The following is a 21,083-nucleotide window of genomic DNA, read 5'->3' as shown; positions in this document are numbered from 1 at the left end:
AACCTACGAAATATACTTGGAATCGTTCTAACATTGTAAACGTTTGCATGATAATTTCTATGACTACAGTGTTTCTTTGATGGCAGGTAGCAGAATGGTAAAAGTCGTACCTTCTCCAATCTGACTAGCCACCTGTATTCCATAAGGCTTGCCAAAATGAAGTTGAATACGCCGCTGCACATTATGCAGGCCGATGCCTGTTCCTTTGTCTGCTTCGAGCTTATCTTCCATAAAGTTCTGGATCGTATGTTGATCCATACCAATGCCATTATCGCAGACTTCAATCACAATATCTCTGCCCCGTGATTGAATCCGAATGGTAATGACTCCGTCTTCTTCAAGTTCGGCCAGACCGTGAAAGATTGCATTCTCCACAATGGGCTGCAGAATCATTTTGGGCATACGATAATCGAGCAGTCTATCCTCAATCTCATATTTCATTTGAATACAGTCGTAGTACCTGACATTCTGGATCGTCACGTAATTCGCTATATTATCTATTTCTTCACGAATCGTTACGAGGGTTCCATCGGATCTAGTTGCATAACGAAGCATCGAGATTAATGCATCGGTCATTTCCACGATTTTGTCAGCCTGCTGCATGGAGGCGATCCATTTCACTGAACCCAGAGTATTATACAGAAAATGAGGCTTGATCTGGTCGTGAAGCGCACGCATCTCGGCCTTTGCCTTCTCTATTTCTTCCTGTTGCATCCGCTCAACCATACGCTTCAATTCATGTGACATCTTGTTAAATCGAACTGATAAGTGCCCAATCTCATCGCGAGAACGAATATGTTCAACTTGTTCAAACTGCCCCTTCTCGACCAACGAGATATTGCGCAGCAGCTTCTTGATGGGGGTGGTGATGACATGAGATAGAAAAATCGAAATAATGGCAGCAAAAAGAACCAGGACAATGGACAGTGTCACCAGATTATGCCCTAATATTTTGCCGTCGGCAGTCAGCTCATCCAAAGGCATGTATAAGTAAGTAGTCCATTTCTGCTGACTAAGTGGACTGGTCACCACAACATTTAATGATTCGGGAGGACGAACGTTGTCCCGGAACAATGTACCGATTAAGCGGTCATCTACATTATAAACAATTTTGTCATTCTCATCGACAATCATGAACCTGGAACGTAGCCCTTCCTGCAAGTTACGATTAACGATTTCGATGAACTTTATATCAATGCTGACGACAATCACGCCTAGCAGTTCCCCGCTAGCCACATCATGAATTTTACGAGCGTGTGACACTGCCAGAATTTTATTCTCCAATTGCTCATCGATTCGGGTTGTCAACGTGATGGTTCGATCATTATCATGCATGAACTTTTTAAACCACAATTCGTTCGCCACTTTGAAGTCCGGGTCAATAGGCTGGTTAGGACTGACGAAGAGATCTTGTCCCCCGTTCAAATTATAGAGGTAGATGGAAAATACGCGATCCTTCATCATGATATAATTCATCAAAATATTGTATGCGGCAATCTCATTTTGTTCATCACCCTCTCGCAGGAAATCCTGGATCGGAAAGCTTCCTTCATGGGTTGCAGATAAATTATCGCTAAGTCCATTACTGGCAAGCAGTGTGATCTTCTCAATCTCCTTTAGGAACTCGTCAATGCGAATATTCGTCTGCTTGGCCAGATCGTTGAGCAGATTTGTATAATTCTGTGCCAGTAATCGCTCAGAAGAGTAATACGAACTAATCGTCATCACAAGTACTGGAAGAATGATGACAGTTATACATATCACCATGATTTTGTACTTGATTGGTAAGAGCCGGGCATGCTTCATATGCTGCACCTCTATTCACGGATTACATGAGTCCCTGCTGTCGATCTCGATATTCCTCAGGAGTGAATCCTACCGATTTTTTGAAAATCTTACTGAAGTACGTGTAATTATGGTAGCCCACCTTGTCAGCGATTTCATATACTCTCAGTTCCCTGCTCAATAGGTAAGCCTTGGCATGTTCAATCCGAACTCGTGTCAGGTATGCGATGAAGTTCTCTCCTTTTTCCTGCTTAAACAATCGGCTAAGATACGAAGGATTGACACTGATCTGGCTAGCAATACTATGCAACGAAATATCCTCAGCATAATACTTGTCCATTAACTCAATGGCGAGGTCTGTGTAGGAACGTTCCTGCATGATCTGGGAATCGGTTTTAAAGTAATACGCGATATGAGCCAGCATATCTTGGTGAATATCCTCCCAATACTCTCCTCTCAAAACGATTTCGTAAGGCGATCTCTCGGTAAATGAAAGCTTGCCTCTTTCAGTAACTCGTGAGAGATGGGAGTGTATGGTTTCCATCACCATGATATATTGCTTGCGAATACTGCTCTCATCTGCTCGTTGCACCTCCAGATCAGAGCGAATTTCTTCAAGGAATTCCTCCGCCTTTTTGTTATCTTTACTCACCCATAATTTGAGGAAATCTCGTTCTTGCTCCGGACTGAGCATTCCATTCACTTCTCTCCGAGCTGGAGCTTGAATCACGTCCGCGTAGTACAGTATCTGGTTGCTGCCTTTAAAGAAACTTTGCCTTAGGGCGAACTCCACTTCTCGACATGCCTGTCTTATGCCATGGAAATCGGAAACGATTGTACTTACACCCGCTGAGAGTGACAGATTCATAAAATCTTTGATTGAAGACAGAAGCTTATTACATAGTTTGTTTAGATCAGCTTGTACAGACTCACTCCCAGGAAGAACATTGACAATAACCCAATATTCAGAGGAGCTTTCCACGAAAATCTCTTTCTCCCATTTGGATGGAATGATCTCTTCCATAATATTCAGAATAGAGAATCGAAGTAGTTTTTCCCCCTTCTCGACATATTTCCTCTTCGCTTCCTCGTAATAGTCCACAATAAACTGGATGACGACCAACTTGTCTGATCGTATACGGAAATGCATTTCTTCAGCTTTGGGAACCATATCCTTTTCATTTATGAATCCGCTTACAAAATCTTGGAAAAAGCTATCCTTTAGATGTCTCAGGCTCTTGAAATAGTCGTGTGTCATAAATGGTACGTTGGTCTTAGTGTCACGTTCACTTATTAATTTCTCTTCAATGGTGATAAGAAGATCAACTAGAGAGGTTTCTGTAATCTCACTTTTAATCAAGTAGTCTACAGCCCCAAGCTTCAGTGCCTCTTTTACATAATGGAATTCGTCAAAATTGCTCAGGATGACATATTTACAGGTTTTCAATAAACAAGATGCCTCTTGTATGAGCTCTAACCCATCCATGATCGGCATCTTGATATCGGTAATAATTAGATCAGGGGTCACTTCTAGCGCGAGTTCCAACGCTTCCTTCCCGTTCCCCGCTTCTCCCGCAACATAGAAATTGTAGTCTTCCCAGTTTAGCATGGAACGAATTCCAACCCGCATGAGCAGTTCATCCTCTACGATCATCAGTTTATACATGAGCATCCTCCAACATGAACCATTTTCACTATTTTACCATTAAACCGTTTATTGCAAAGATGTCTAGCCGCCCTATTAATTGTGATTTCTAATCAAATGGATGTCCCTTTCGTTTTTGTTCTCAACAGATGTATCCTATGATAAACTTGGATTGCTTAATGATGTAAATGAAAAAAGATAATTCAGAGGAGATGTCACTTGGGATTGAATGCAGAACAATTTGATTATATTTCAGAGACAGAACGGTTAATAATAAGACCTTTAAAGAAAGACGACTATGAAAATTGGTTAAATGCATTTGAAAACCGTTTTCCCTCCCAACACCGAAACGATAAAGGGAAAATGGATATGACTGAATGTACACCGGATTGGTTTCATCATCTTGTAGATCGACATCAAGAGTTAGCGCGTACAGATGCCGTTTATGTATTTGGTGTATTTAGAAAGGAAGATGGTACACATCTGGGTATGATTGATATTGCGACTTTAGCAAGAGCGGATTTTCAATGGGCAAGCTTCGGATATACCATCCATAATCAGTATTGGAGAAAAGGCTACGGCAAAGAAGCCGTGAATGAAGCTCTTCTTATTGCATTTGAACAACTGAAATTCCACCGTATAGAAGCCCATATTAATATGGATAATATACCTTCTATGAAACTTGCGGAAAGTGTAGGCATGGAATTTGAATGTGTTCGCAAAGGTTTCATACACGAAAACGATGAGTGGACAGATCATTTGGTTTATTATAAGAATTTCAATAAATCAATTCCAACCGTTGATTAAGAAGAGCGAACAAAGCACTGGTGTGCCCTGTTCGCTCTTCTCCTTGTCTTCATATTACTGTCTTCGTCTTATTCGGCCCAATGTTTTTTCGTATCTGACCAATTAGCTGGTTGCTTACCTTCTATCGCTTCCTTATGAACACTTGACTGTTATCTCAGTATCTAAGATAATTACAGTTTGACTAAAAAATTCCTTACAAGAAGATCATTCATTTGGAAGAGGGGCGATCGTTATGAATTGGTTAAATGAACTCTATACGATAAATAAGCGGGAATCGAAAAGGGAAATCGAACGTTCTTTGGTTAACGCCATCTTCCGAATCTATGATCGGTTCCCTCGAATTGGTCTTAGAGAGCGAATCGGGCAGCAAGAAATGTCTCTCGATATAGCCGAAGCTTATATCCACGGGCATAACGCCATGATTGAAGCTGGTGTTGGAATCGGTAAGTCTTTTGGCTACCTGATACCGAGCCTGCTCATGAATCAAATGTCCCAGAAACCGGTCATTATAGCTACATCCTCCATTCAGCTTTCGGAACAGATACATAAAGATTTAAGAGTCATTGGTAGCAGGTTGGGCTTCACAACAGTTCGCTCTGTCGTTGGGAAAGGTATGGGGCAGTATGCGTGCCGAAGTAGGGCCGCGGAATGGAGCAGGCCTGATAATCCGAACTCCTCACTGTCTACCCTTGCCCAGCGCATTTTAGATTTTGAAATTGATGAAAGAGCGGATATTAAAGCTGGAATTAGTGATGCCGAATGGTCCAACTTTTCCGTAAATGATTGCAAATTTGAACGTTGCCATCATAAAAATGCGTGCTTGTTTTACGATATGAGAGCTAAATTAAATGCAAAGGCTCATGAGATTGATTTTATTATTGTGAACCAGGACCTGCTCATACGGGATTTGATGAAGAAAAAAGAAGGAACCAAGAGTATCATCTCAGAACAGCCGGCTCTGATCGTCATTGATGAAGCGCATAATCTGGAAGCAAAAGTTCGAGATGCCAGAACGCTTGAGTTCACTTATCGGGGAATCAGCCGCATTCTGGATAATACTGTACAGCTTCTAACGAAGCAGTCCGGGGATAAAAGTCTCTTCTCACAATCCAAGCTTATAAAAAAATGTATTGAACGCATCTTCCAACAGATAAATGCGGATCTGCTCCACCATGCCAAGCAGGATAGCGACCGTATAAAAGTGTCGGAGATCAAAGGAATACCGTTATATCAAGTCTCAAACGATTTGAAAGATCTCAGTCTTCGCCTTTCCATTTTGACCTCCCGCCACGAGCGGGAGATTGATGACGCTTTCGAAGCCATAAACGGGCTTATTACCCTCATCCATGTTTTGGCTGAAATAGAGGATAACTATCTCATATGGGCAAGCAGTCCCTTGGGAGTAGCCACGATCAGCATCTGTCCCAAAGATATAAGCCAATTTCTGAAGTATGCTTTATTTAATGGCAAAGCGCCTGTTATCCTAACGTCGGCAACGCTGTGCCAAGGCGGGGATACGCTGGAGGAACAATACTCTTATTTGACGCAGTCCCTCGGTTATAAGGGTGATTTTATGGATCGAAAATCCTCCTCTTTTGATTACACCAACCATACCATGATGTACATCTCGAACGTAGTCCCATATTACCACCATGACCAGCGCGAAGACTATCTTGAAGCAGCCTACAACGAATTGGTTCAACTCTGTGATTTAACACAAGGAAGAACGATCGTCCTTTTTTCAGCAAAGGAAGACATGAAATACATTCATAAGAAGCTGATTTCAAGGCCTGATGAATATACATGGGCAGTTCATATTCAGAAAGAAGGATCTTCCCAGGACAGTGTTATCACCGAATTCAGGAAAAGCAAAGGTGTGCTCCTGGGTACAGGTGTATTCTGGGAAGGCGTGAATATCGAGGGTTCTGACCTGTCACAGGTCATTATTTTCCGGCTGCCCTTCCCTGTTCCTTCGGACCCTATTTATGAATATAAGGCATCTGTAACGAAGAATTCGTTCATGGAGGTGTTTGTACCGGATATGCTTCTCCGGTTAAGGCAAGGAACGGGACGCTTGATTCGCAGTGAAACGGATCTTGGCATACTCAGCATACTAGACTCCCGTCTCAGCGCAGCGGCAAAAAAGAATTATCGGGAACAGGTGCTGGACACACTACCATTCAAAGAAGTGACTGAGGATTTTTCGATTTTGGAGAAATTTGTTCAACAAAAAGGGATACGACGTACGGATTGAATGTGGAACAGCCCAACCATAAAACTGTGCAAATCACATGAAATCGGCCCTTCCGCCCATAAAGCGGAGGGCCCAATTTCAATGCTGGAAGTAAGATATATGCTACAATATATTCCAGAGCTATGAATCCCAAAGGAGGCATTTACATGGTTGAAAGACCTACTACAGCGGAATATGCAGCTTTTTATGAAGGTTACATCCGGCTTATTCCTGAAGGAAATATCATCGAAAGGTTAGAGCAGCAGGCCAACATCGTACAAACTTTGCTTTCTTCATTAACAGAGGAGCAAGCAAATTATCGTTACGCCGAAGGCAAATGGAGCGTGAAGGAGGTCATCGGCCACCTTTTGGATAACGAACGCATCATGAGCAGTCGATTGCTTCGCATCGCCAGAGGTGACAAAGCGAATCATCCTGGCTACGATCAGGACGTGCTTATGCAGAGCCAACCCTTCAATGCGTATACCGCAGCCGATCTGAACGAAGAATATGCCGTCACACGCCGCTCAACCATTCTTATGCTCCGTCGCCTCACACCAGAAGCTTGGCTCTGTAGAGGGATCGTCAGTGATAATCCTGCTTCAGCTCGATCGATCGCATTTGTTATGGCTGGACATGAGCTCCACCATTTGTCAGTACTTCGCGATCGCTATTCGCTGGATGTGAAATTATAATCACTACTAAATGATTGCTCTGGCTTCTTCTACCATTTGATTAATGATATCGCTTGCAGATTGGTTATCTGTTAACATTCTCGTTCCCTGACCTGCCCAAAGGGCCATATACTCGGGATTATTTTGCTTAGCAGAAGCATTCCTGATCTCGCGAGTTAATGTATTTTGGGTAGGAAAGGTTAGCGGCTTAATACTGGATGCTTCCCAATGCTGTATAAAGTCGTTCTTGATGCCACGCGCTGGCCGTCCAGAAAAGGCATTTGTAATTACAGTGCTTTCCTCTGTGCTATCAAGCAACACACGTTTATATACCTCATGTGCACCAGACTCAACTGATGTCAAGAAACGAGTCCCCATTTGCACCCCTTGTGCTCCCAAAGCAAGTGAAGCCACCAGCCCTCTACCATCCATAATTCCGCCTGCCGCAAGGACTGGAATATGAACATGATCTACAATTTGTGGGACAAGTGCCATGGTTCCGATATTTGCTCCACTGAGCTGAGATGATATATCAAAAGTTCCTCGATGCCCTCCTGCTTCACTACCTTGAGCAACAATGACATCACATCCGCGCATCTCCGCTTGAATAGCTTCCTCTACCGTGGTGACCTTACTCATAATTTTGATGCCTAACGATTTTGCCTTCTGCATATGATGCTCGGAAAGTAATCCAAACGTTGTACTAATAATCGGAACTTTTTCGTCCAACAAGATGTCAAACTGTTCTTCAAAATGATTGGGTGTACGTATTTCATCTTGAGCACGCTGCTTCACACCCAAGAATTCTCGAATCGGGGTCAACTCTTCGTTTACCGCATCAAAATTCGTATAATGATCCGGTCCAACATGAGCAAAAATATTTACGGCAAACGGTGCTTGCGTCCGTTTTTTAATCTCGTGTATGGTGCCTCTTAGTTCCTCAGGACTCATATACGCAGCGCCTAACGTCCCTAACCCACCTGCATTAGAAACCGCAGCGACTAGGGGTGCCATGTTTGCAATACCGGCCATCCCCGCAAGAACGATTGGATAACGAATATTGAAGCTTTCACAGAGCTTATTGTTTAATTGAATAGACATCGAGGTTTCCTCCCCATCAATTCAGATTCCATTCTTTATAGTTTACATCGAGTTTATCCATCTTGTATAATCCGTAAATCAGATGTTACATATCATGATTTCAGATAGATTGTTTTCTAAAGGAGGGTCAACTTGGAAATTCACTTACTGGAAATTTTCATTCAAACCGTTCATGAAGGAAGTATTTCCAAAACAGCGAAAAAACTAAATTATGCTCAGTCCAATGTTACAAACAAAATTCAACAGTTAGAGGCGGATCTTCAGACCGCATTATTTTACCGTCACAAAAAGGGAGTTACACTTACTCCTTCAGGACAAATTTTAGTCGGTTACGCCGAAAAGATTCTACATACCATTAACGAAGCCAAAGCCGCAGTAGGAAGCAGCTCCATTCCTTCAGGTCCTCTGGTTATCGGTTCTATGGAAACAACTGCAGCGGTCCGGCTGCCTTCCGTGTTCGCGCAATATCATTTGAAATATCCGAATGTTGATTTCTCTTTAGTTACAGGGCCAACAGAAAAGCTGCTTCATGGAGTTCTGCATTATGAACTGCATGGAGCTTTTGTTTCCGGTCCGATAGAACACGCAGATCTCACGCAGGACAAAGTCATCAATGAGAAACTTGTTCTTGTCACTTCACCCAAACATCCCTTGATACAATCGATCCATGATTTACAAAATCATACGATGCTGGTTTTTCCCAAAGGATGTTCATACCGAGCCAAACTTAACACTCTCCTGCAAGAAGAAGGATTATTGCCTGTGAAATTAATGGAATTTGGAACCCTCGAAACGATAATTGCTTGTGTTAGTGCTGGTATGGGTATTACTTTACTGCCTTATTCCATCATTGCGGATTATGAAGTCCGTGACAAGGTAACCTGCCACTCCTTACCGGAGAAGTATTCTTCAGTAACGACCATGTTTATTAAACGAAAAGACACCCTCATTACACCGGCGCTATCTGCTTTTTTAGATGAAACCAAGAAAGAGATTCTCCAAAGCTAGTTGCACAGATAAAACAAAAAAAGCCGCTAATACAGCGACTTTCAATGGGGCTATGCTCAGCTTCTTCCACATGCACTTTTGCCCACTTCAATACTCTCTCTTGATTACAAAAAATGAGCCCCGAATGGTTCCAGCTAACTTAGATTTCTGTCTGGCAAACTTAAACTTGCCTTCTAACTCCGCTGGAACTTCCATCCCCTCAGAAAGCTTAAAACCCACGGCCCGCTTCTTAGGGTCATCCACCGTATACATGACATTGAGTCCAAGACCATCTTCATAAAAGACGTAGGAGAATCGAATGTTTTCCACTTGAAAAGCTGATGTTTCCAAGGGCTTGGCTGCAAACTCAATATCACGTTCTTCCTTCAAAATTCGTGTTACATAGTCAAGGGTGTCCTGACTTTCGCTAGCAGGAACAACCGTAAATTCATGCTTATATTTGTTCATAAAATAACGGGCTTCATTTGCACGCAAACCTGCAAGCGCTGCTGCTACTGGTGAGGACTCTAGACCGACTGTAGACACATTTTTAAAATCAACGATATATGACATTCCGATCTCTCCTTTACCTTATTTCCTAACAACAGGAATCCATATTTCACCAAATAACAAGCCGTTTTGTTGTCCCATCTCAACCGTAGTATTTGGCCCACCAACATATGCATAATTCGTTTCCGCTGGTAGAACTTGTCCGAATGCAACGCCAGTAAGGTTATTACTCAACTCATCAGATGTTGTCCCTTCCCCTTTAACGACCAGGTATTCTCCCTTGGGGAATTGGATTACTCTGGTTGCTTCTGGCAGTGTTTCTTCTGTCATGACGCCCGCATAATGCATCATCTTGTTATTCACCGCTTCGTTCACGGCAAAAATATAGTCATTTGTCGCTATAGCTTTTAAAGCATCCAGGCTTCCATCTTCTTTCACAGCCGACCAAAAATCCACCTTTTCTTTGTTAATACCAGCAAAGTCGGTGTAGTGGCTCTTAAGCTCAGTTCCTATACCTAAAACGATAAAGCTGTCTTTTTCCTCAATATTGTAATTACTCATTCCTAACACCGTCCTCTTTAAATTTATCAATGGATTTGTCTTTTCACTTGATGGGTTTATAATAACCTTAAATCATGTCAAATTATGATACTGTTTAGGGGGACCCATGAAAAAAGTTGAACGGATCAATATCATCATGAGGTATATCAATAACCGCGCCCACTTTACCATTTCCGAAATCATGCGGGAATTTAACATCTCTCGTTCGACCGCTATTCGAGATATCCGAGAAATTGAAGCTATGGGTATGCCGCTTGTCGCTGAAGTTGGGAGGGATGGGGGTTATTTTGTCATGAACAACTCTGTCCTGCCTACGGTCCGCTTTACGGATAATGAAATCAAAGCTCTTTTTCTCGCCTTTATGGCAACCCGAAATCAACAACTTCCTTATCTGAAGAGTCGTCAAACTTTAACCGAAAAGTTACTGGGCCTCATCTCCGAAAATCAGCAAGATGACCTTGTTCTTTTAAATCAAATATTGCTTTTTGAAGGAACCAACCCCCATAATCCCGACTTGCTTGATCTGTCAGACCTGCCCCACCCTATGTTGGAAAAACTCATACAGCTTCTTCTTATAGAGAACTATCTGTTGGTTACCGTCCAAGAAGAGATGGAAATAAAGTCTTATCCCATTTATCTTTTGCACCTTTATCGTGAAAAAAGCCTATGGCTCATTGAAGGCTTTGACTTAGAGGAAGAAAAGAGACGGATTTTATCTGTCGATAATCTCACCCATATAGAATTATTCCCTGTGAAAAAAAAGTTAAGTAAGAAAAAGATTTTAGAACAACTAAGTAAGCAGGAGGAAATGATTAACCTTGTCCTTGAACTGGGTCCAAAAGCGATTGGCCAATTCAAGAAATACCATCCTTTAAAGCTTTCACTTTCTTATACGAACCCTTACCAAACCACAGCCGTTATAAAGACCTTCATCAATGTTCATCATGCAGAAGAATTAACCGAAATAACCAATTGGTTACTTTTCTTAGGTGGAGATATCAAGATCAAGGAGATGCCAGAAGAAATCTTAGCAGGTGTACAAGAGAGATTAAGCTTTTATTGCCCGTAAGTAGTGGATAGTTAATACCAAATAACTTTGAGCATGGCCGTGTTTTTATTATCTGCTGTTTCTACTGAGATCTACTATGGGACATTATCCCAATTCCCCTAAGCTTTAAGGTAACAATTTAGCGATAAAAAAAACGCATTGAGGAATTATATCCTCAACACGTTTTCTTGGCGATCTACATACTCGGTTATATCATCTGTTATTGTTAAGCTCTTCAAAGAACTTAATATTAGTCTCGAAATTAGGCACAGTTTGAGATTCTTCAGCTTGTTTGACTAATCTTACAACCATATCATTATAAGGTGTTGAGATTTGTTTGCCTGAAGCTGAGCGCGGAACTACTCCATTGATATAATCAATTTCGGTCTTCCGTTGCTTTTCGAGATCCTGTAGCATGCTTGCTTTTAACAGTCTGGACGACTCCATGAGAACCCGAAGTGTTTTAATTCGTTCCGGGATATCCTCTTCACTTTGTATTTCCAAAGATTCAATATCAAAGCCACTCATCGTGGCAAATTTCACACCATTTGCGTGTCCAACTTTGATCGTTTCATCGGCAATAAGGACGGCACTCACAATACTAATATCATGGTCAAGCACGACACCATATTCCACATTTAGTGATGCAGATAGGCCGCTAAAAGCATTGTTAATAAGCAATTTAGACCACTTCGTGCCCACCAGATTATCGGAAATATGTGTTCCACCCACAAGGTCTAGTATAGATTTGATCTGTTGAATTCTTTCGGTTGTTTCACCATTTAATTCACCAATTTGAAAAGCATACTGCTTAAAGCGGCTAAACTCTGTTGTAAGTCTTGATACTCCTGGTTCAATAAACGTAGCACCAAATTCAACAGATCCGGCAATTACCCGTTCTCGGCCAACAATGGAAGCCACCTTCTCTTCAGGGATACCGTTCTGCAAGGAAAGCACAACACTTTGGTCGTTTAAAAACGGCAACAGATCTTGAAGGACAGACTCGTTATATAGCTGTTTAGTTAAAAGCAAGATTAAATCATATGTTCCTGACATATCCTCAGGAGTAATGGCAGTCACCTTTGCCTGGAAATCCGTAGTGCCAGTAATTTGGGCCCCTGTCTGGTTTAATGCATCAACATGTGCTTGATAGACATCGATCAACTCTACATTTTGTCCGCCGGCAGCAATATATGCACCAGCGATGGTTCCTAAGGAACCTGCTCCTAAAATTGCAATTCTCATATGGAATTCCCCTACCTTTTATGTTTGATTGCTTTTAATGACGTTTATTTTTCATCAGCTAAATAATCATATATAACTGTTGGAGAAGGCAGCGAAAGCTCTGTTATGATATGGGAAGCTGAAACAACCTCAAGTACAGGCAAATCTGCCATTGGCGCAAGAGCATGAGCGAATAGCTCCAGTCTTGCAGGACCTGACCAGGCGCCCTGAATTTTAATATCCGTAATTTGGCTCCGTACCAATTCACAGATTCTTGGATATCCGTCATAATCAGGCATCTTTTTCAGCATATAATTTGGTTTAACAATCTCTTGTAGCGCCTCCGAATGATCAAGCGGAAAATGCTTATATCCCATAGTCGCGGTAGCCACTCTCAAAGAGCCATAATCCATAAGTCCAACCAATGTGTCGGAATCTACATACAAACTGGGTTTACCCATTTTTTTAGGATAGGCTCCTATTTCCCTGCCTGATGCGATTGCAGGAAAACTGTCTACGTACATTGCGTGGAGATAATCTCCTTCCTCCCCTTCAAAGTTAACAGGTATCACCTGTCCACACTCTGTATAGGAACCAAGGCCTGTTACATCCGGCATTTTCATAATCTCAAACCTTACAAGCGGAGAGGTAACTTCCAATGGCTCCGGAACGATTTTTCTTAAGCGTTCCAGATCGGTTCTATATAAAATGTTCAAGTATTCGCGATTATAGAAACGATATGGTCCCAAAGGAAATGCCCCTGCATCCAGCGGAGTTGTAAATTGCTTAATCACTTCTTCCTTTCTCATCTGAACGACACCTTCCGATCTCTAATTTCTTCATTCTGTTGTCTGATTTCTCTACCGAAATGATGATTACAAAACCCATTTTACATCTCAATTTACATTTAATCTAATACATGATAATATATAAACTCATTTATTATAATAAATATAAGAGGTGCACTATAGTGGAGCTGCTTCAGTTGAAATACTTTCAGACCGTCGCTTATATAGAACATATATCTAAGGCTGCCGAACAATTAAATATTGCTCAGCCTTCTTTAAGCCTGACGATAAAGAGACTTGAGGATGAATTGGGTACAACCTTATTTGACCGGAAAGGAAGAAATATTCAATTGAATGTATCCGGAAAAATCCTCTTGAAACATGTCAACAGGATTTTCACCGAAATTGAAAATGCAAGAATGGAAATACAAACGCAGGATAACGAAATGGCCCATACCATCAAAATATCGATTTCAAATCCCAGATTCCTATCAGGACTGATCACCAGGTATATTACCCAGTGTCCGGATACCAATATACAACAGGGACTTGGAGCTAGAAATGACATCCTTGCAAGCTTAAAAAAAGGGGATATTGATTTGGGGATCGCAGGTCCACCTATAGCGGACGATGAGATTGAGAGTTGTGTCCTTATTAATGAAGATATCGTGCTGGTTTTACCTTCCACACACAAGTTTGCGACAAAATCTGAAATTTCGTTAAGCAAAGTCGCCGATGAATCTTTTATTTCCCTTGCTAATAATGAGGAATATAGCTTTTTTACAACCGAGCTTTGCAAAAAAGCAGGATTCACTCCCAAGAATATATTCGAGGTGGACTCTCATTTACTCGCGGAGATTATTAAGGTCAATCAGGGTATCTCGTTAATCCCTATCTCGGTCTGTAGAAAGTTGGATTTGAATTACGTCAGAATCGCAGATATTAATCCCACCTATCCAGTGGGGCTATCTTGGGTGAAGGATAGACATTTATCCTCCTCCACCAGAAATTTCCGGGACTTTATTATTGCATATTTTAATGATCATTATGCATTGTACAAAGTTTAAAAAACTACATATTCGGAGCATTCTGTGACTTTTTGCGACTTGAAATTAGTCATTGGTTTTCATCTAAAATGCAGTAAAATATCGTTCACTGATTGTTCAGCGGACTGCTCCGAACTATCCAGCCAAAATCCGATTTGAGGCGTTTCCTTCAAAAAGTCTGAATACAAATTCTCTACCGTGAAGCCAGTGTACCCCACTTTTCCTCTTGATTTTTCACGCTCTTTTACCACTTCTACCTTCGGACACAGCACAACTAACTGAACCGGGTAATCCTTTAACTGCTCCATCATATAGACTAATTCCGCGCCGTAGTAATTATCCTGCAAAACAACAGAAAAACCATTCTCATAATAGGTTTTTGCGGCATTTGCGGCTAACTGATAACGCAAATATAATTGACGGAATGCTTCTTCCGACGGTTCAGCGGACATGTCTTCGCGGCCGGATACAATCATGCGACGGAATATATCACCACGCAGATGCACGGCTTTTCCCAGCTTGGAAGCCAGCAGCTCCGACACTGTTGACTTACCAGAAGCCATTACGCCTGTAATTAAGTAGATCGCTTTTTCCATAACTAAATACCTCCTTCTTATCATAAAAAGAGACCGGCCTATACAAAGAAGAAACATTCAACAGAATTAAGATATGGGTTCTTAGACATATTTATTTATCATGGCATTTAGAAACTCTCGAAATTCTTCAACATATGCTTTAGGTTCTATGATTTCCAAATCCGTTCCAAAGCTAGCTAAAAACCGGAATCCAAAGTGGTTTTGCGGCATATCTATTTCGGCTATAAGCAGTTCGGAATTGTGAGCCTTAATCCTTTTTTGACCGTATCTTTCAATAAATTGATCTTTTATTCGATGTGAGATCAATACTTTAATTGTAATTAGATTCGGTTGATAATATTGCTCTGTTTTCTGTTCAGTCATATAATCTCTAGCAATAAATGTTTTAATATCGATATTCAGATTATCCGTTCTGGACAGTTTAAACGTTCGATACTCCATTCGATCTAAACAAAACCCCTTCAAATACCAACTCATTTCACTAAAATGAAGTTGGTATGGCTCGACCCGTCTCTGTGACTTGACCCCACTTTGATCTATATAATCGAATGTAAGTAACCTTCCTTGCTCTATTGCTTCCTGACAGGTCTTTAAGATTTGGACAATTTCAGGACGACCATCCCAATTATAAAAAGACAGTTGAATTGTACCTCCCGAAATCGTTGAACCTATCATCGATTCAATCTTTTTAAGCGTTGATTCTACTTCGTCACTAAAGAGAATTTTCCCTAATCCGCCCAGTGCAGTTAGTATATTTTCTAAATCATTGCTACTTAGAAGTCGTTTGTCTATTTTGTATTCATCCATAATCCCATATCCACCGTTCACTCCATTTATAGAATAAATGGGAATGTTAGATAATCCAAGTGTTTCCATATCACGTAGAATCGTTCTTTTGGACACATTGAATAATTTTGCAAATTCGGTAGCTGATACGACATTCTTTTGCAGCAAGATCATTATGATCGATATTAATCTTTCAATTTTGTTCATGATAGTCCTCTTTAGGTAAATAAATTTCGAATATAGCTATAATAGGTGACAATCTAGCTGTCACCTATTATAGCTTACACTTCATGTATTACAAGAAGGAGGTTTTATCATGTCAGTTATTGCATATTTAAATTTTGATGGGAACACAGAACAGGTCATCGCGTTTTACTCAGAAGCTTTAAACGCAAGTAAGGTGAAAAAAGTGAAATTCAAGGATTTTTCACAAGATCCAAACTATCCATTGCCAGAAAATGAGTTGAATATGATTATGGAGTCATCGTTAGAATTCGCTGGTGGGAAAATAATGATGTCGGATGTTCTTCCTTCGATGAAGAATGTAACGGGTGAGCTGGTTAAAGGTAACAATGTAATCATTAGTATCATTATTGATGATAAACAGGCAATGAAAAACTACTTTACTAATTTGTCTGAAGGCGGCTATGTGATCATGTCATTATCAGAGATGCCTTGGTCTTCCTGCTTCGGAATGTTGGTTGATAAATTTGGTATCGTTTGGAAGTTTAATCGCGACGCTAACACATTCCTGGATAGCGTAATTTCTAATGCTACTTAACGAACTGCTTCCAGCAAAGTCAAAAAGCGAATTGAGATCTTGGTTTCAAGAACATTGCCTGACTGAAAATTCTTGCTGGATCGTTGTGAGTATGAAATCAACACCAGGTACGCTGCTATATCTGGATGCTGTTGAAGAAGCCTTGTGTTTTGGATGGATTGATGGACAAAAAAAGAAAATTTCCCAGACTCAATTAGCTCAAAGGTTATCTCCTCGAAGCAAAAAAAGTTCGTGGACTGAATTGAATAAAGAACGAGCCCGTCGCCTTGAATCGTTGGGATTAATGACAGATGAAGGTCGAAAGGCTCTCCCTGATCTCAGTTACGAATCATTTAAAATTGACCCTATTATTGAGCAGAGGTTGAAAGAGGACACGGATGTGTATCAGAATTTTGCGGCATTCCCAGATCTTTATAAAAGAATTCGAATCGACACCATCCAAAGCTATAAAACTCAACCTGAGTTATTTAACAAAAGATTAGATAAGTTTATAGCAAACACCAAACAAAATAAAATGTATGGTAATTGGAATGACAATGGGCGCCTATACAACCAAAACACCTCACCTTGAATATTCAAGGTGAGGTGTTTAACCTGTTAATTGCCTGTCTTTTTCTTCTCAGATTCGGGATAGCGGTCACCCACAATTTGGATCTTGCTAATCTCATCATTAATTGTCATCAATTCCTGCTCGGTGAAGACAATATCAGATGCTGCAACATTTTCTGAGATTCTACTGACATTTGTTGTGCCTGGGATAGGTACAATAGAGGGTTTCTGAGCAAGAATCCATGCTAGTGCAATTTGCGCTGTGGTTACATTTTTCTTCTCAGCCAGTTTGTTTAGGTACTGAACAACCACCTGATTTGCTTCCATCGCTTCCTTTGTAAACCGCGGAAGCTCGCCCCTGTTGTCGTTCTCCGTGAATGAAGCATTCTTGTCTAATTTCCCGGTAAGAAATCCACGACCCAAGGGACTATAAGCTACCAATCCGATCCCCAACTCATCTAGTACGGGAAAAATGTCTCTTTCAAGCTCTCGCCACCACATCGAGTATTCACTTTCCACTGCCGTCAGTGGTTCAACGTTATGCGCACGACGAATCGTTGTAGCGCTCGCCTCTGACAAACCCCAGTGGAGAATCTTACCTTCTTTTTTCAGCTTTTGCATCGTCAACGCCACATCTTCAATTGGAACCTTTGGATCAACACGGTGGATGTAGTATAAATCGATATAATCTGTTTTTAATCTTTTTAATGATCCTTCAACCGAACGAATAATGGATTCTGGTCGGCTGTCCAGTTCATTTGTTGTGCTAGCAATCTTATGGCCTCCTTTCGTTGCAATCTGTACCTTATGCCGATGCCCTGTGAGCGCTTCACCAACAAGCTCCTCATTGGTGTATGGCCCATAAACCTCCGCTGTATCAAACATCGTGATGCCAGCATCAATAGCTGAGTGTACAACGGATATCATTTCACCCCGGTCTTTTGCCGGTCCCCGATGGTAGTTCAGCCCCATACATCCAAATCCAACTTCAGAGGTTTCCAAACCGTTGACTCCCAACATTCTTTTCTTCATCATCGTTTCCTTTCTTAACCGTTTTTTTTATCAGGCTTATAAATTTGTTTAAGAGTATCTACTCCTATGGTAATTTCCAAAGTGAAAGATTTCTAATACCTATGATGAATGTTTTATCATGCCTAATATGTATCGTATAATAATCTGTAAGTTATCCATTAGTGGACTTATGGAAGGATGATTAGAATGGATATTCGTGTTTTGAAGTATTTTTTAACTGTGGCTAACGTAGGCAATATAACAAAAGCAGCAGAAATCCTTCACATTACACAACCAACACTAAGCCGACAGCTTATGGATCTTGAAGAAGAGATGGGTTCTCGTTTGTTTGTACGGGGCAAGAGGCAAATTACGCTGACCGATAGCGGGCTACTTTTTCAACAACGGGTAAAAGAAATTATTTCCCTTCTAGATAAGACAGAAAGAGATCTGGCAGAACAAAAAGATTTGATTGGTGGCGTTGTTTCTATTGGATGTGTTGAGTCCGCCGTTTCTAGAGCGTTGCCAGAATTATTAGAGGAATTCTCCAATCGGCACCCTAGGGTACAATATGAATTGTACAGCGCAGATGGAGATGACATTAGAGAGAAACTTGATCGAGGAAATATCGATATCGGTATATTTTTGGAACCAATTGAAGCTGTAAAGTATGAATATATTCGATTACCCTATGAGGAAAAGTGGGGGATTCTGATGAGACGTGATGATCCTCTTGCTCAGAAAAAATTTATTGGTATTGAAGATATTCTTGCTTTACCCTTAATTCCGCCCCGACGTACAATTGTACAAAATGAGATTGCAAGCTGGCTTGGAGTTGAGAATGATAGCCTGTCAATTTTTGCAACACATAATTTACTGACGAATGCTATGCTGTTGGTAGAACGGAAACTTGGATATGCCATTTGTGTGAGTGGATCTTATACGATCCGGGAAAGTAGTCGTACTTGTTTTGTTCCATTTGAACCTGAACGAACCACTAGTCATGTACTCGCTTGGAAAAAGAATAAAATATTCAGTTCAGCTACTGCACACTTTATTCAGTTTATAAAAGATACCTATCAAACTTAATCTCCATGATTATTTAAATAACCCAAAGCCCACGTTCTGCTCCAACTTGAGCAATACGTGGGCTTTTACGATCTTAATTTTATCTGAACAGTTAGGTGACCTTCTCCGGTATTTTTGGATTCAGCATCAAGTCATCTCCCTAATCCTAAATGTTCATCAATCGCTAGCTTCGCCTTACTTGCCCAGGCTGTTCCAGAACGCTTGGAAGGCACCTTTCTCGATTTCGAAGAATACCGGTACATTGCCGTAACGCACCAGACCTTCCCCAAACAGAACTAATTGGACCTGCGTCTTATCTTCGAGCGTCAGGTAGATGATCTTGCGATTTTCCTGCCCGTAAAGGCGCTCCTCCAGTTCAGGGCTTGTTGCTATCGGTTTAGCCGCGTAAAGCGCTGAGATAAAGCTGTTAAGCGATTTGTCCGCTGCGAGCGGCTGCAGCTGCTGCAAGCCGTTGTTCCAGCTGGCGAAGGTCTCCCACTGCGCCGAAGTGACGTTGCCTTCGAGATGAAGCTTGCCGATAAGGTCTTCGCCGCTGCCGATAGTGATGCCGTTGCTCTGGTCAAACAGTTGGGCATATACCTGACCATCGATCTCGGTGTAAGACATGATACGGAAATTCGTGTCGTAGCCGTTGACCGCATAGATGTCCGCTTCTCCAATGTTGGAGGAAAGCTCCGTGTACTCACCCTTGTCGCTCAGCTCATGAATGCCCCCTGTTGTAGTACCGAGCTTCTCGCCTCGCAGGGCAAGCGCATCCGTACCGTCAAGCGATGTAGCAGACTGTGTATAGACGTTGCCCTGATAAACCACCAGTTGAAGCATATCGGCCTTCACGCCGTTCTTTGAATCCGGCAGCTCTGTCTTCGGAATCACCACAGGGTCGAATGATGCGCCCGGAGTGACCTGTGCCACCTGCGTCGCTGGCGCGGCCGGTCCGCTCACTTGCTGCCATATGCTTGGCGCCGCGAGTACAACACTGGCAGCAATGACGACGCTCGCTGCAATATATAGAGGTTTTCGCTGGCGCTTTTGTTCATGGCGTTGTGCGTTCAAGGTTTGCTCTATCCGTTTTTTCATTTGGTCATTTGTTTTCATATGGTCCACCGCTTTCTTATAATTTCGTTTGAATTGTTCCTCGTTCATTGGGGTTCTTCTCCTTCCAGCTCCAGTTTTAACAGCTGTCTTCCCCGCTTCAATCGCATCTTCACTGCAGACTCGCTGATCTGCAGAATCTCGCCGATTTCCCGGATCGGATAATCTTCGTAATAGTACAAATGAACCACCGATCTATACTTGACGGGCAGTGACAACACGAGTTCGATCAGTGCCTGATCTTCGGGGTCGTCTGTCGTAAGGGGATCTGCTCCCTCCAACTTGACCTCCCGTTTGCGCCAGCCTCTGCCTAATAAGGATTTACAATGATTGGTGATGACCCGGATCAACCATGCTTTCTGATGTTCTGCATCGTTGAATGTAGGGGCTTTTTCCATTAACTTGATGAAGGTATCCTGAGTGGCTTCCTCCGCGTCCTCTCTCCTGCCGAGGTGCACCATGGCAATCCGGAACAGCGTATCCGCGTAAGTCTCATAGACTTTCATCATATGATCTCCCCGTTGGGGCATTGATCGCTGCATGGTTGTTCTGCCCTCCTTTATATCTCTAACACTCTCAAGGACGGCATTTGGTCACATTTTGTTGTAAATTTAATATTTAGATATTTTTCAAACGAGTGACCAGATCAACCTCTTGTTCTCAAGGACGGATATAGATTTGTAAGATAAAACAATAAAAAGCCGCTAAAATAGCGACTTTGACGAATAAAATCCAATTGGGATTCATCATATAGCGAGCCTTTTGGCCAC

Annotated in this window: 21 protein-coding genes; 9 read left to right on the top strand and 12 right to left on the bottom strand. The window is 41.7% G+C overall.

Annotation, left to right across the window (positions count from 1 at the left end):
• Positions 1 to 63: 63 nt before the first annotated feature.
• A complete protein-coding gene (locus tag CRO25_RS04255; protein ID WP_072733175.1) occupies positions 64 to 1,806 on the bottom strand; it encodes a sensor histidine kinase in 1,743 nt (580 codons plus the stop codon).
• A 22-nt stretch (positions 1,807 to 1,828) separates the two neighbouring features.
• On the bottom strand, positions 1,829 to 3,451 hold the full coding sequence (locus CRO25_RS04250) for a helix-turn-helix domain-containing protein (RefSeq protein ID WP_179132070.1): 1,623 nt from the start codon (positions 3,449 to 3,451) through the stop codon (positions 1,829 to 1,831).
• A 198-nt stretch (positions 3,452 to 3,649) separates the two neighbouring features.
• Between CRO25_RS04250 and CRO25_RS04245 the strand changes: the two genes are divergently transcribed.
• From CRO25_RS04245 to CRO25_RS04235, 3 genes are all read left to right on the top strand, one after another.
• A complete protein-coding gene (locus CRO25_RS04245) occupies positions 3,650 to 4,237 on the top strand; it encodes a GNAT family N-acetyltransferase (protein ID WP_079693817.1) in 588 nt (195 codons plus the stop codon).
• A gap of 232 nt (positions 4,238 to 4,469) precedes the next feature.
• Positions 4,470 to 6,491: an ATP-dependent DNA helicase gene (locus tag CRO25_RS04240; protein WP_079693818.1), complete on the top strand. Its 2,022-nt coding sequence runs from the start codon at positions 4,470 to 4,472 to the stop codon at positions 6,489 to 6,491.
• A gap of 146 nt (positions 6,492 to 6,637) precedes the next feature.
• Positions 6,638 to 7,165, top strand: coding sequence for a DinB family protein (locus CRO25_RS04235; protein ID WP_063562666.1), 528 nt, complete (start codon positions 6,638 to 6,640; stop codon positions 7,163 to 7,165).
• A gap of 6 nt (positions 7,166 to 7,171) precedes the next feature.
• On the opposite strand, the gene CRO25_RS04230 is transcribed toward CRO25_RS04235, so the two are convergent.
• Positions 7,172 to 8,245 (bottom strand): nitronate monooxygenase family protein, encoded by a 1,074-nt coding sequence (locus CRO25_RS04230; protein WP_079693819.1) that lies wholly within the window; start codon positions 8,243 to 8,245, stop codon positions 7,172 to 7,174.
• Positions 8,246 to 8,377: 132 nt separating this feature from the next.
• On the opposite strand from CRO25_RS04230, the gene CRO25_RS04225 reads away from it, so the two are divergent.
• On the top strand, positions 8,378 to 9,253 hold the full coding sequence (locus CRO25_RS04225; protein WP_079693820.1) for a LysR family transcriptional regulator: 876 nt from the start codon (positions 8,378 to 8,380) through the stop codon (positions 9,251 to 9,253).
• Between the two features lie 87 nt (positions 9,254 to 9,340).
• On the opposite strand, the gene CRO25_RS04220 is transcribed toward CRO25_RS04225, so the two are convergent.
• Positions 9,341 to 9,805, bottom strand: coding sequence for a hypothetical protein (locus CRO25_RS04220; protein WP_064637420.1), 465 nt, complete (start codon positions 9,803 to 9,805; stop codon positions 9,341 to 9,343).
• 18 nt (positions 9,806 to 9,823) lie between these two features.
• Positions 9,824 to 10,303 carry a GyrI-like domain-containing protein gene (locus CRO25_RS04215; RefSeq protein WP_063562670.1) on the bottom strand — a complete coding sequence of 160 codons (480 nt, stop codon included), beginning with the start codon at positions 10,301 to 10,303 and terminating at the stop codon, positions 9,824 to 9,826.
• Positions 10,304 to 10,409: 106 nt separating this feature from the next.
• Here CRO25_RS04215 and CRO25_RS04210 point away from each other — a divergent pair, with 106 nt between their 5' ends.
• Positions 10,410 to 11,372: a YafY family protein gene (locus CRO25_RS04210; RefSeq protein ID WP_079693821.1), complete on the top strand. Its 963-nt coding sequence runs from the start codon at positions 10,410 to 10,412 to the stop codon at positions 11,370 to 11,372.
• Between the two features lie 192 nt (positions 11,373 to 11,564).
• On the opposite strand, the gene CRO25_RS04205 is transcribed toward CRO25_RS04210, so the two are convergent.
• A complete protein-coding gene (locus CRO25_RS04205; protein ID WP_079693822.1) occupies positions 11,565 to 12,596 on the bottom strand; it encodes a ketopantoate reductase family protein in 1,032 nt (343 codons plus the stop codon).
• A gap of 44 nt (positions 12,597 to 12,640) precedes the next feature.
• Positions 12,641 to 13,384 (bottom strand): acetoacetate decarboxylase, encoded by a 744-nt coding sequence (locus tag CRO25_RS04200; protein WP_079693823.1) that lies wholly within the window; start codon positions 13,382 to 13,384, stop codon positions 12,641 to 12,643.
• 161 nt (positions 13,385 to 13,545) lie between these two features.
• Here CRO25_RS04200 and CRO25_RS04195 point away from each other — a divergent pair, with 161 nt between their 5' ends.
• Complete coding sequence (locus CRO25_RS04195) at positions 13,546 to 14,430, top strand: LysR family transcriptional regulator (protein ID WP_079693824.1); 885 nt, start codon at positions 13,546 to 13,548, stop codon at positions 14,428 to 14,430.
• A 59-nt stretch (positions 14,431 to 14,489) separates the two neighbouring features.
• Here CRO25_RS04195 and CRO25_RS04190 read toward each other — a convergent pair whose 3' ends face one another.
• Positions 14,490 to 15,005, bottom strand: coding sequence for an AAA family ATPase (locus tag CRO25_RS04190; protein ID WP_063562675.1), 516 nt, complete (start codon positions 15,003 to 15,005; stop codon positions 14,490 to 14,492).
• A gap of 81 nt (positions 15,006 to 15,086) precedes the next feature.
• The gene (locus CRO25_RS04185; protein WP_079693825.1) at positions 15,087 to 15,998 is read right to left on the bottom strand and encodes a YafY family protein; all 912 of its coding nucleotides are present in this window, start codon (positions 15,996 to 15,998) and stop codon (positions 15,087 to 15,089) included.
• Positions 15,999 to 16,107: 109 nt separating this feature from the next.
• On the opposite strand from CRO25_RS04185, the gene CRO25_RS04180 reads away from it, so the two are divergent.
• On the top strand, positions 16,108 to 16,572 hold the full coding sequence (locus CRO25_RS04180; RefSeq protein ID WP_079693826.1) for a VOC family protein: 465 nt from the start codon (positions 16,108 to 16,110) through the stop codon (positions 16,570 to 16,572).
• Complete coding sequence (locus CRO25_RS04175) at positions 16,562 to 17,143, top strand: YdeI family protein (protein ID WP_079693827.1); 582 nt, start codon at positions 16,562 to 16,564, stop codon at positions 17,141 to 17,143. Before CRO25_RS04180 ends, CRO25_RS04175 begins: the two co-directional genes overlap by 11 nt.
• Positions 17,144 to 17,169: 26 nt before the next feature.
• On the opposite strand, the gene CRO25_RS04170 is transcribed toward CRO25_RS04175, so the two are convergent.
• On the bottom strand, positions 17,170 to 18,153 hold the full coding sequence (locus tag CRO25_RS04170; protein WP_079693828.1) for an aldo/keto reductase: 984 nt from the start codon (positions 18,151 to 18,153) through the stop codon (positions 17,170 to 17,172).
• 186 nt (positions 18,154 to 18,339) lie between these two features.
• On the opposite strand from CRO25_RS04170, the gene CRO25_RS04165 reads away from it, so the two are divergent.
• Positions 18,340 to 19,221: a LysR family transcriptional regulator gene (locus CRO25_RS04165; protein ID WP_079693829.1), complete on the top strand. Its 882-nt coding sequence runs from the start codon at positions 18,340 to 18,342 to the stop codon at positions 19,219 to 19,221.
• 174 nt (positions 19,222 to 19,395) lie between these two features.
• On the opposite strand, the gene CRO25_RS04160 is transcribed toward CRO25_RS04165, so the two are convergent.
• Together CRO25_RS04160 and CRO25_RS04155 are read right to left on the bottom strand one after the other, a co-directional pair.
• Positions 19,396 to 20,364: a hypothetical protein gene (locus tag CRO25_RS04160; RefSeq protein WP_079693830.1), complete on the bottom strand. Its 969-nt coding sequence runs from the start codon at positions 20,362 to 20,364 to the stop codon at positions 19,396 to 19,398.
• Positions 20,361 to 20,855 carry an RNA polymerase sigma factor gene (locus CRO25_RS04155; protein ID WP_076289255.1) on the bottom strand — a complete coding sequence of 165 codons (495 nt, stop codon included), beginning with the start codon at positions 20,853 to 20,855 and terminating at the stop codon, positions 20,361 to 20,363. The genes CRO25_RS04160 and CRO25_RS04155 overlap by 4 nt, the downstream gene beginning before the upstream one ends.
• Positions 20,856 to 21,083: the final 228 nt, after the last annotated feature.

The sequence above is a fragment of the Paenibacillus sp. RU5M genome (assembly GCF_900221055.1).
In the GTDB taxonomy this organism is placed as follows: domain Bacteria; phylum Bacillota; class Bacilli; order Paenibacillales; family Paenibacillaceae; genus Paenibacillus; species Paenibacillus marchantiae.
The sequence above is the reverse complement of the archived record's forward strand: the minus strand, read 5'-3'. Positions and strand labels throughout refer to the sequence as shown.

Bases quoted from the DNA above. Each gene is read 5' to 3' on its own strand.
- CRO25_RS04235 (WP_063562666.1), top strand. From the start codon at position 6,638: ATGGTTGAAAGACCTACTACAGCGGAATATGCAGCTTTTTATGAAGGT.
- CRO25_RS04185 (WP_079693825.1), bottom strand. From the start codon at position 15,998: ATGAACAAAATTGAAAGATTAATATCGATCATAATGATCTTGCTGCAA.
- CRO25_RS04250 (WP_179132070.1), bottom strand. From the start codon at position 3,451: ATGTATAAACTGATGATCGTAGAGGATGAACTGCTCATGCGGGTTGGA.
- CRO25_RS04230 (WP_079693819.1), bottom strand. From the start codon at position 8,245: ATGTCTATTCAATTAAACAATAAGCTCTGTGAAAGCTTCAATATTCGT.
- CRO25_RS04210 (WP_079693821.1), top strand. From the start codon at position 10,410: ATGAAAAAAGTTGAACGGATCAATATCATCATGAGGTATATCAATAAC.
- CRO25_RS04200 (WP_079693823.1), bottom strand. From the start codon at position 13,384: ATGAGAAAGGAAGAAGTGATTAAGCAATTTACAACTCCGCTGGATGCA.
- CRO25_RS04255 (WP_072733175.1), bottom strand. From the start codon at position 1,806: ATGAAGCATGCCCGGCTCTTACCAATCAAGTACAAAATCATGGTGATA.
- CRO25_RS04155 (WP_076289255.1), bottom strand. From the start codon at position 20,855: ATGCAGCGATCAATGCCCCAACGGGGAGATCATATGATGAAAGTCTAT.
- CRO25_RS04205 (WP_079693822.1), bottom strand. From the start codon at position 12,596: ATGAGAATTGCAATTTTAGGAGCAGGTTCCTTAGGAACCATCGCTGGT.
- CRO25_RS04240 (WP_079693818.1), top strand. From the start codon at position 4,470: ATGAATTGGTTAAATGAACTCTATACGATAAATAAGCGGGAATCGAAA.
- CRO25_RS04180 (WP_079693826.1), top strand. From the start codon at position 16,108: ATGTCAGTTATTGCATATTTAAATTTTGATGGGAACACAGAACAGGTC.
- CRO25_RS04175 (WP_079693827.1), top strand. From the start codon at position 16,562: ATGCTACTTAACGAACTGCTTCCAGCAAAGTCAAAAAGCGAATTGAGA.
- CRO25_RS04220 (WP_064637420.1), bottom strand. From the start codon at position 9,805: ATGTCATATATCGTTGATTTTAAAAATGTGTCTACAGTCGGTCTAGAG.
- CRO25_RS04215 (WP_063562670.1), bottom strand. From the start codon at position 10,303: ATGAGTAATTACAATATTGAGGAAAAAGACAGCTTTATCGTTTTAGGT.
- CRO25_RS04165 (WP_079693829.1), top strand. From the start codon at position 18,340: ATGGATATTCGTGTTTTGAAGTATTTTTTAACTGTGGCTAACGTAGGC.
- CRO25_RS04190 (WP_063562675.1), bottom strand. From the start codon at position 15,005: ATGGAAAAAGCGATCTACTTAATTACAGGCGTAATGGCTTCTGGTAAG.
- CRO25_RS04170 (WP_079693828.1), bottom strand. From the start codon at position 18,153: ATGAAGAAAAGAATGTTGGGAGTCAACGGTTTGGAAACCTCTGAAGTT.
- CRO25_RS04160 (WP_079693830.1), bottom strand. From the start codon at position 20,364: ATGAACGAGGAACAATTCAAACGAAATTATAAGAAAGCGGTGGACCAT.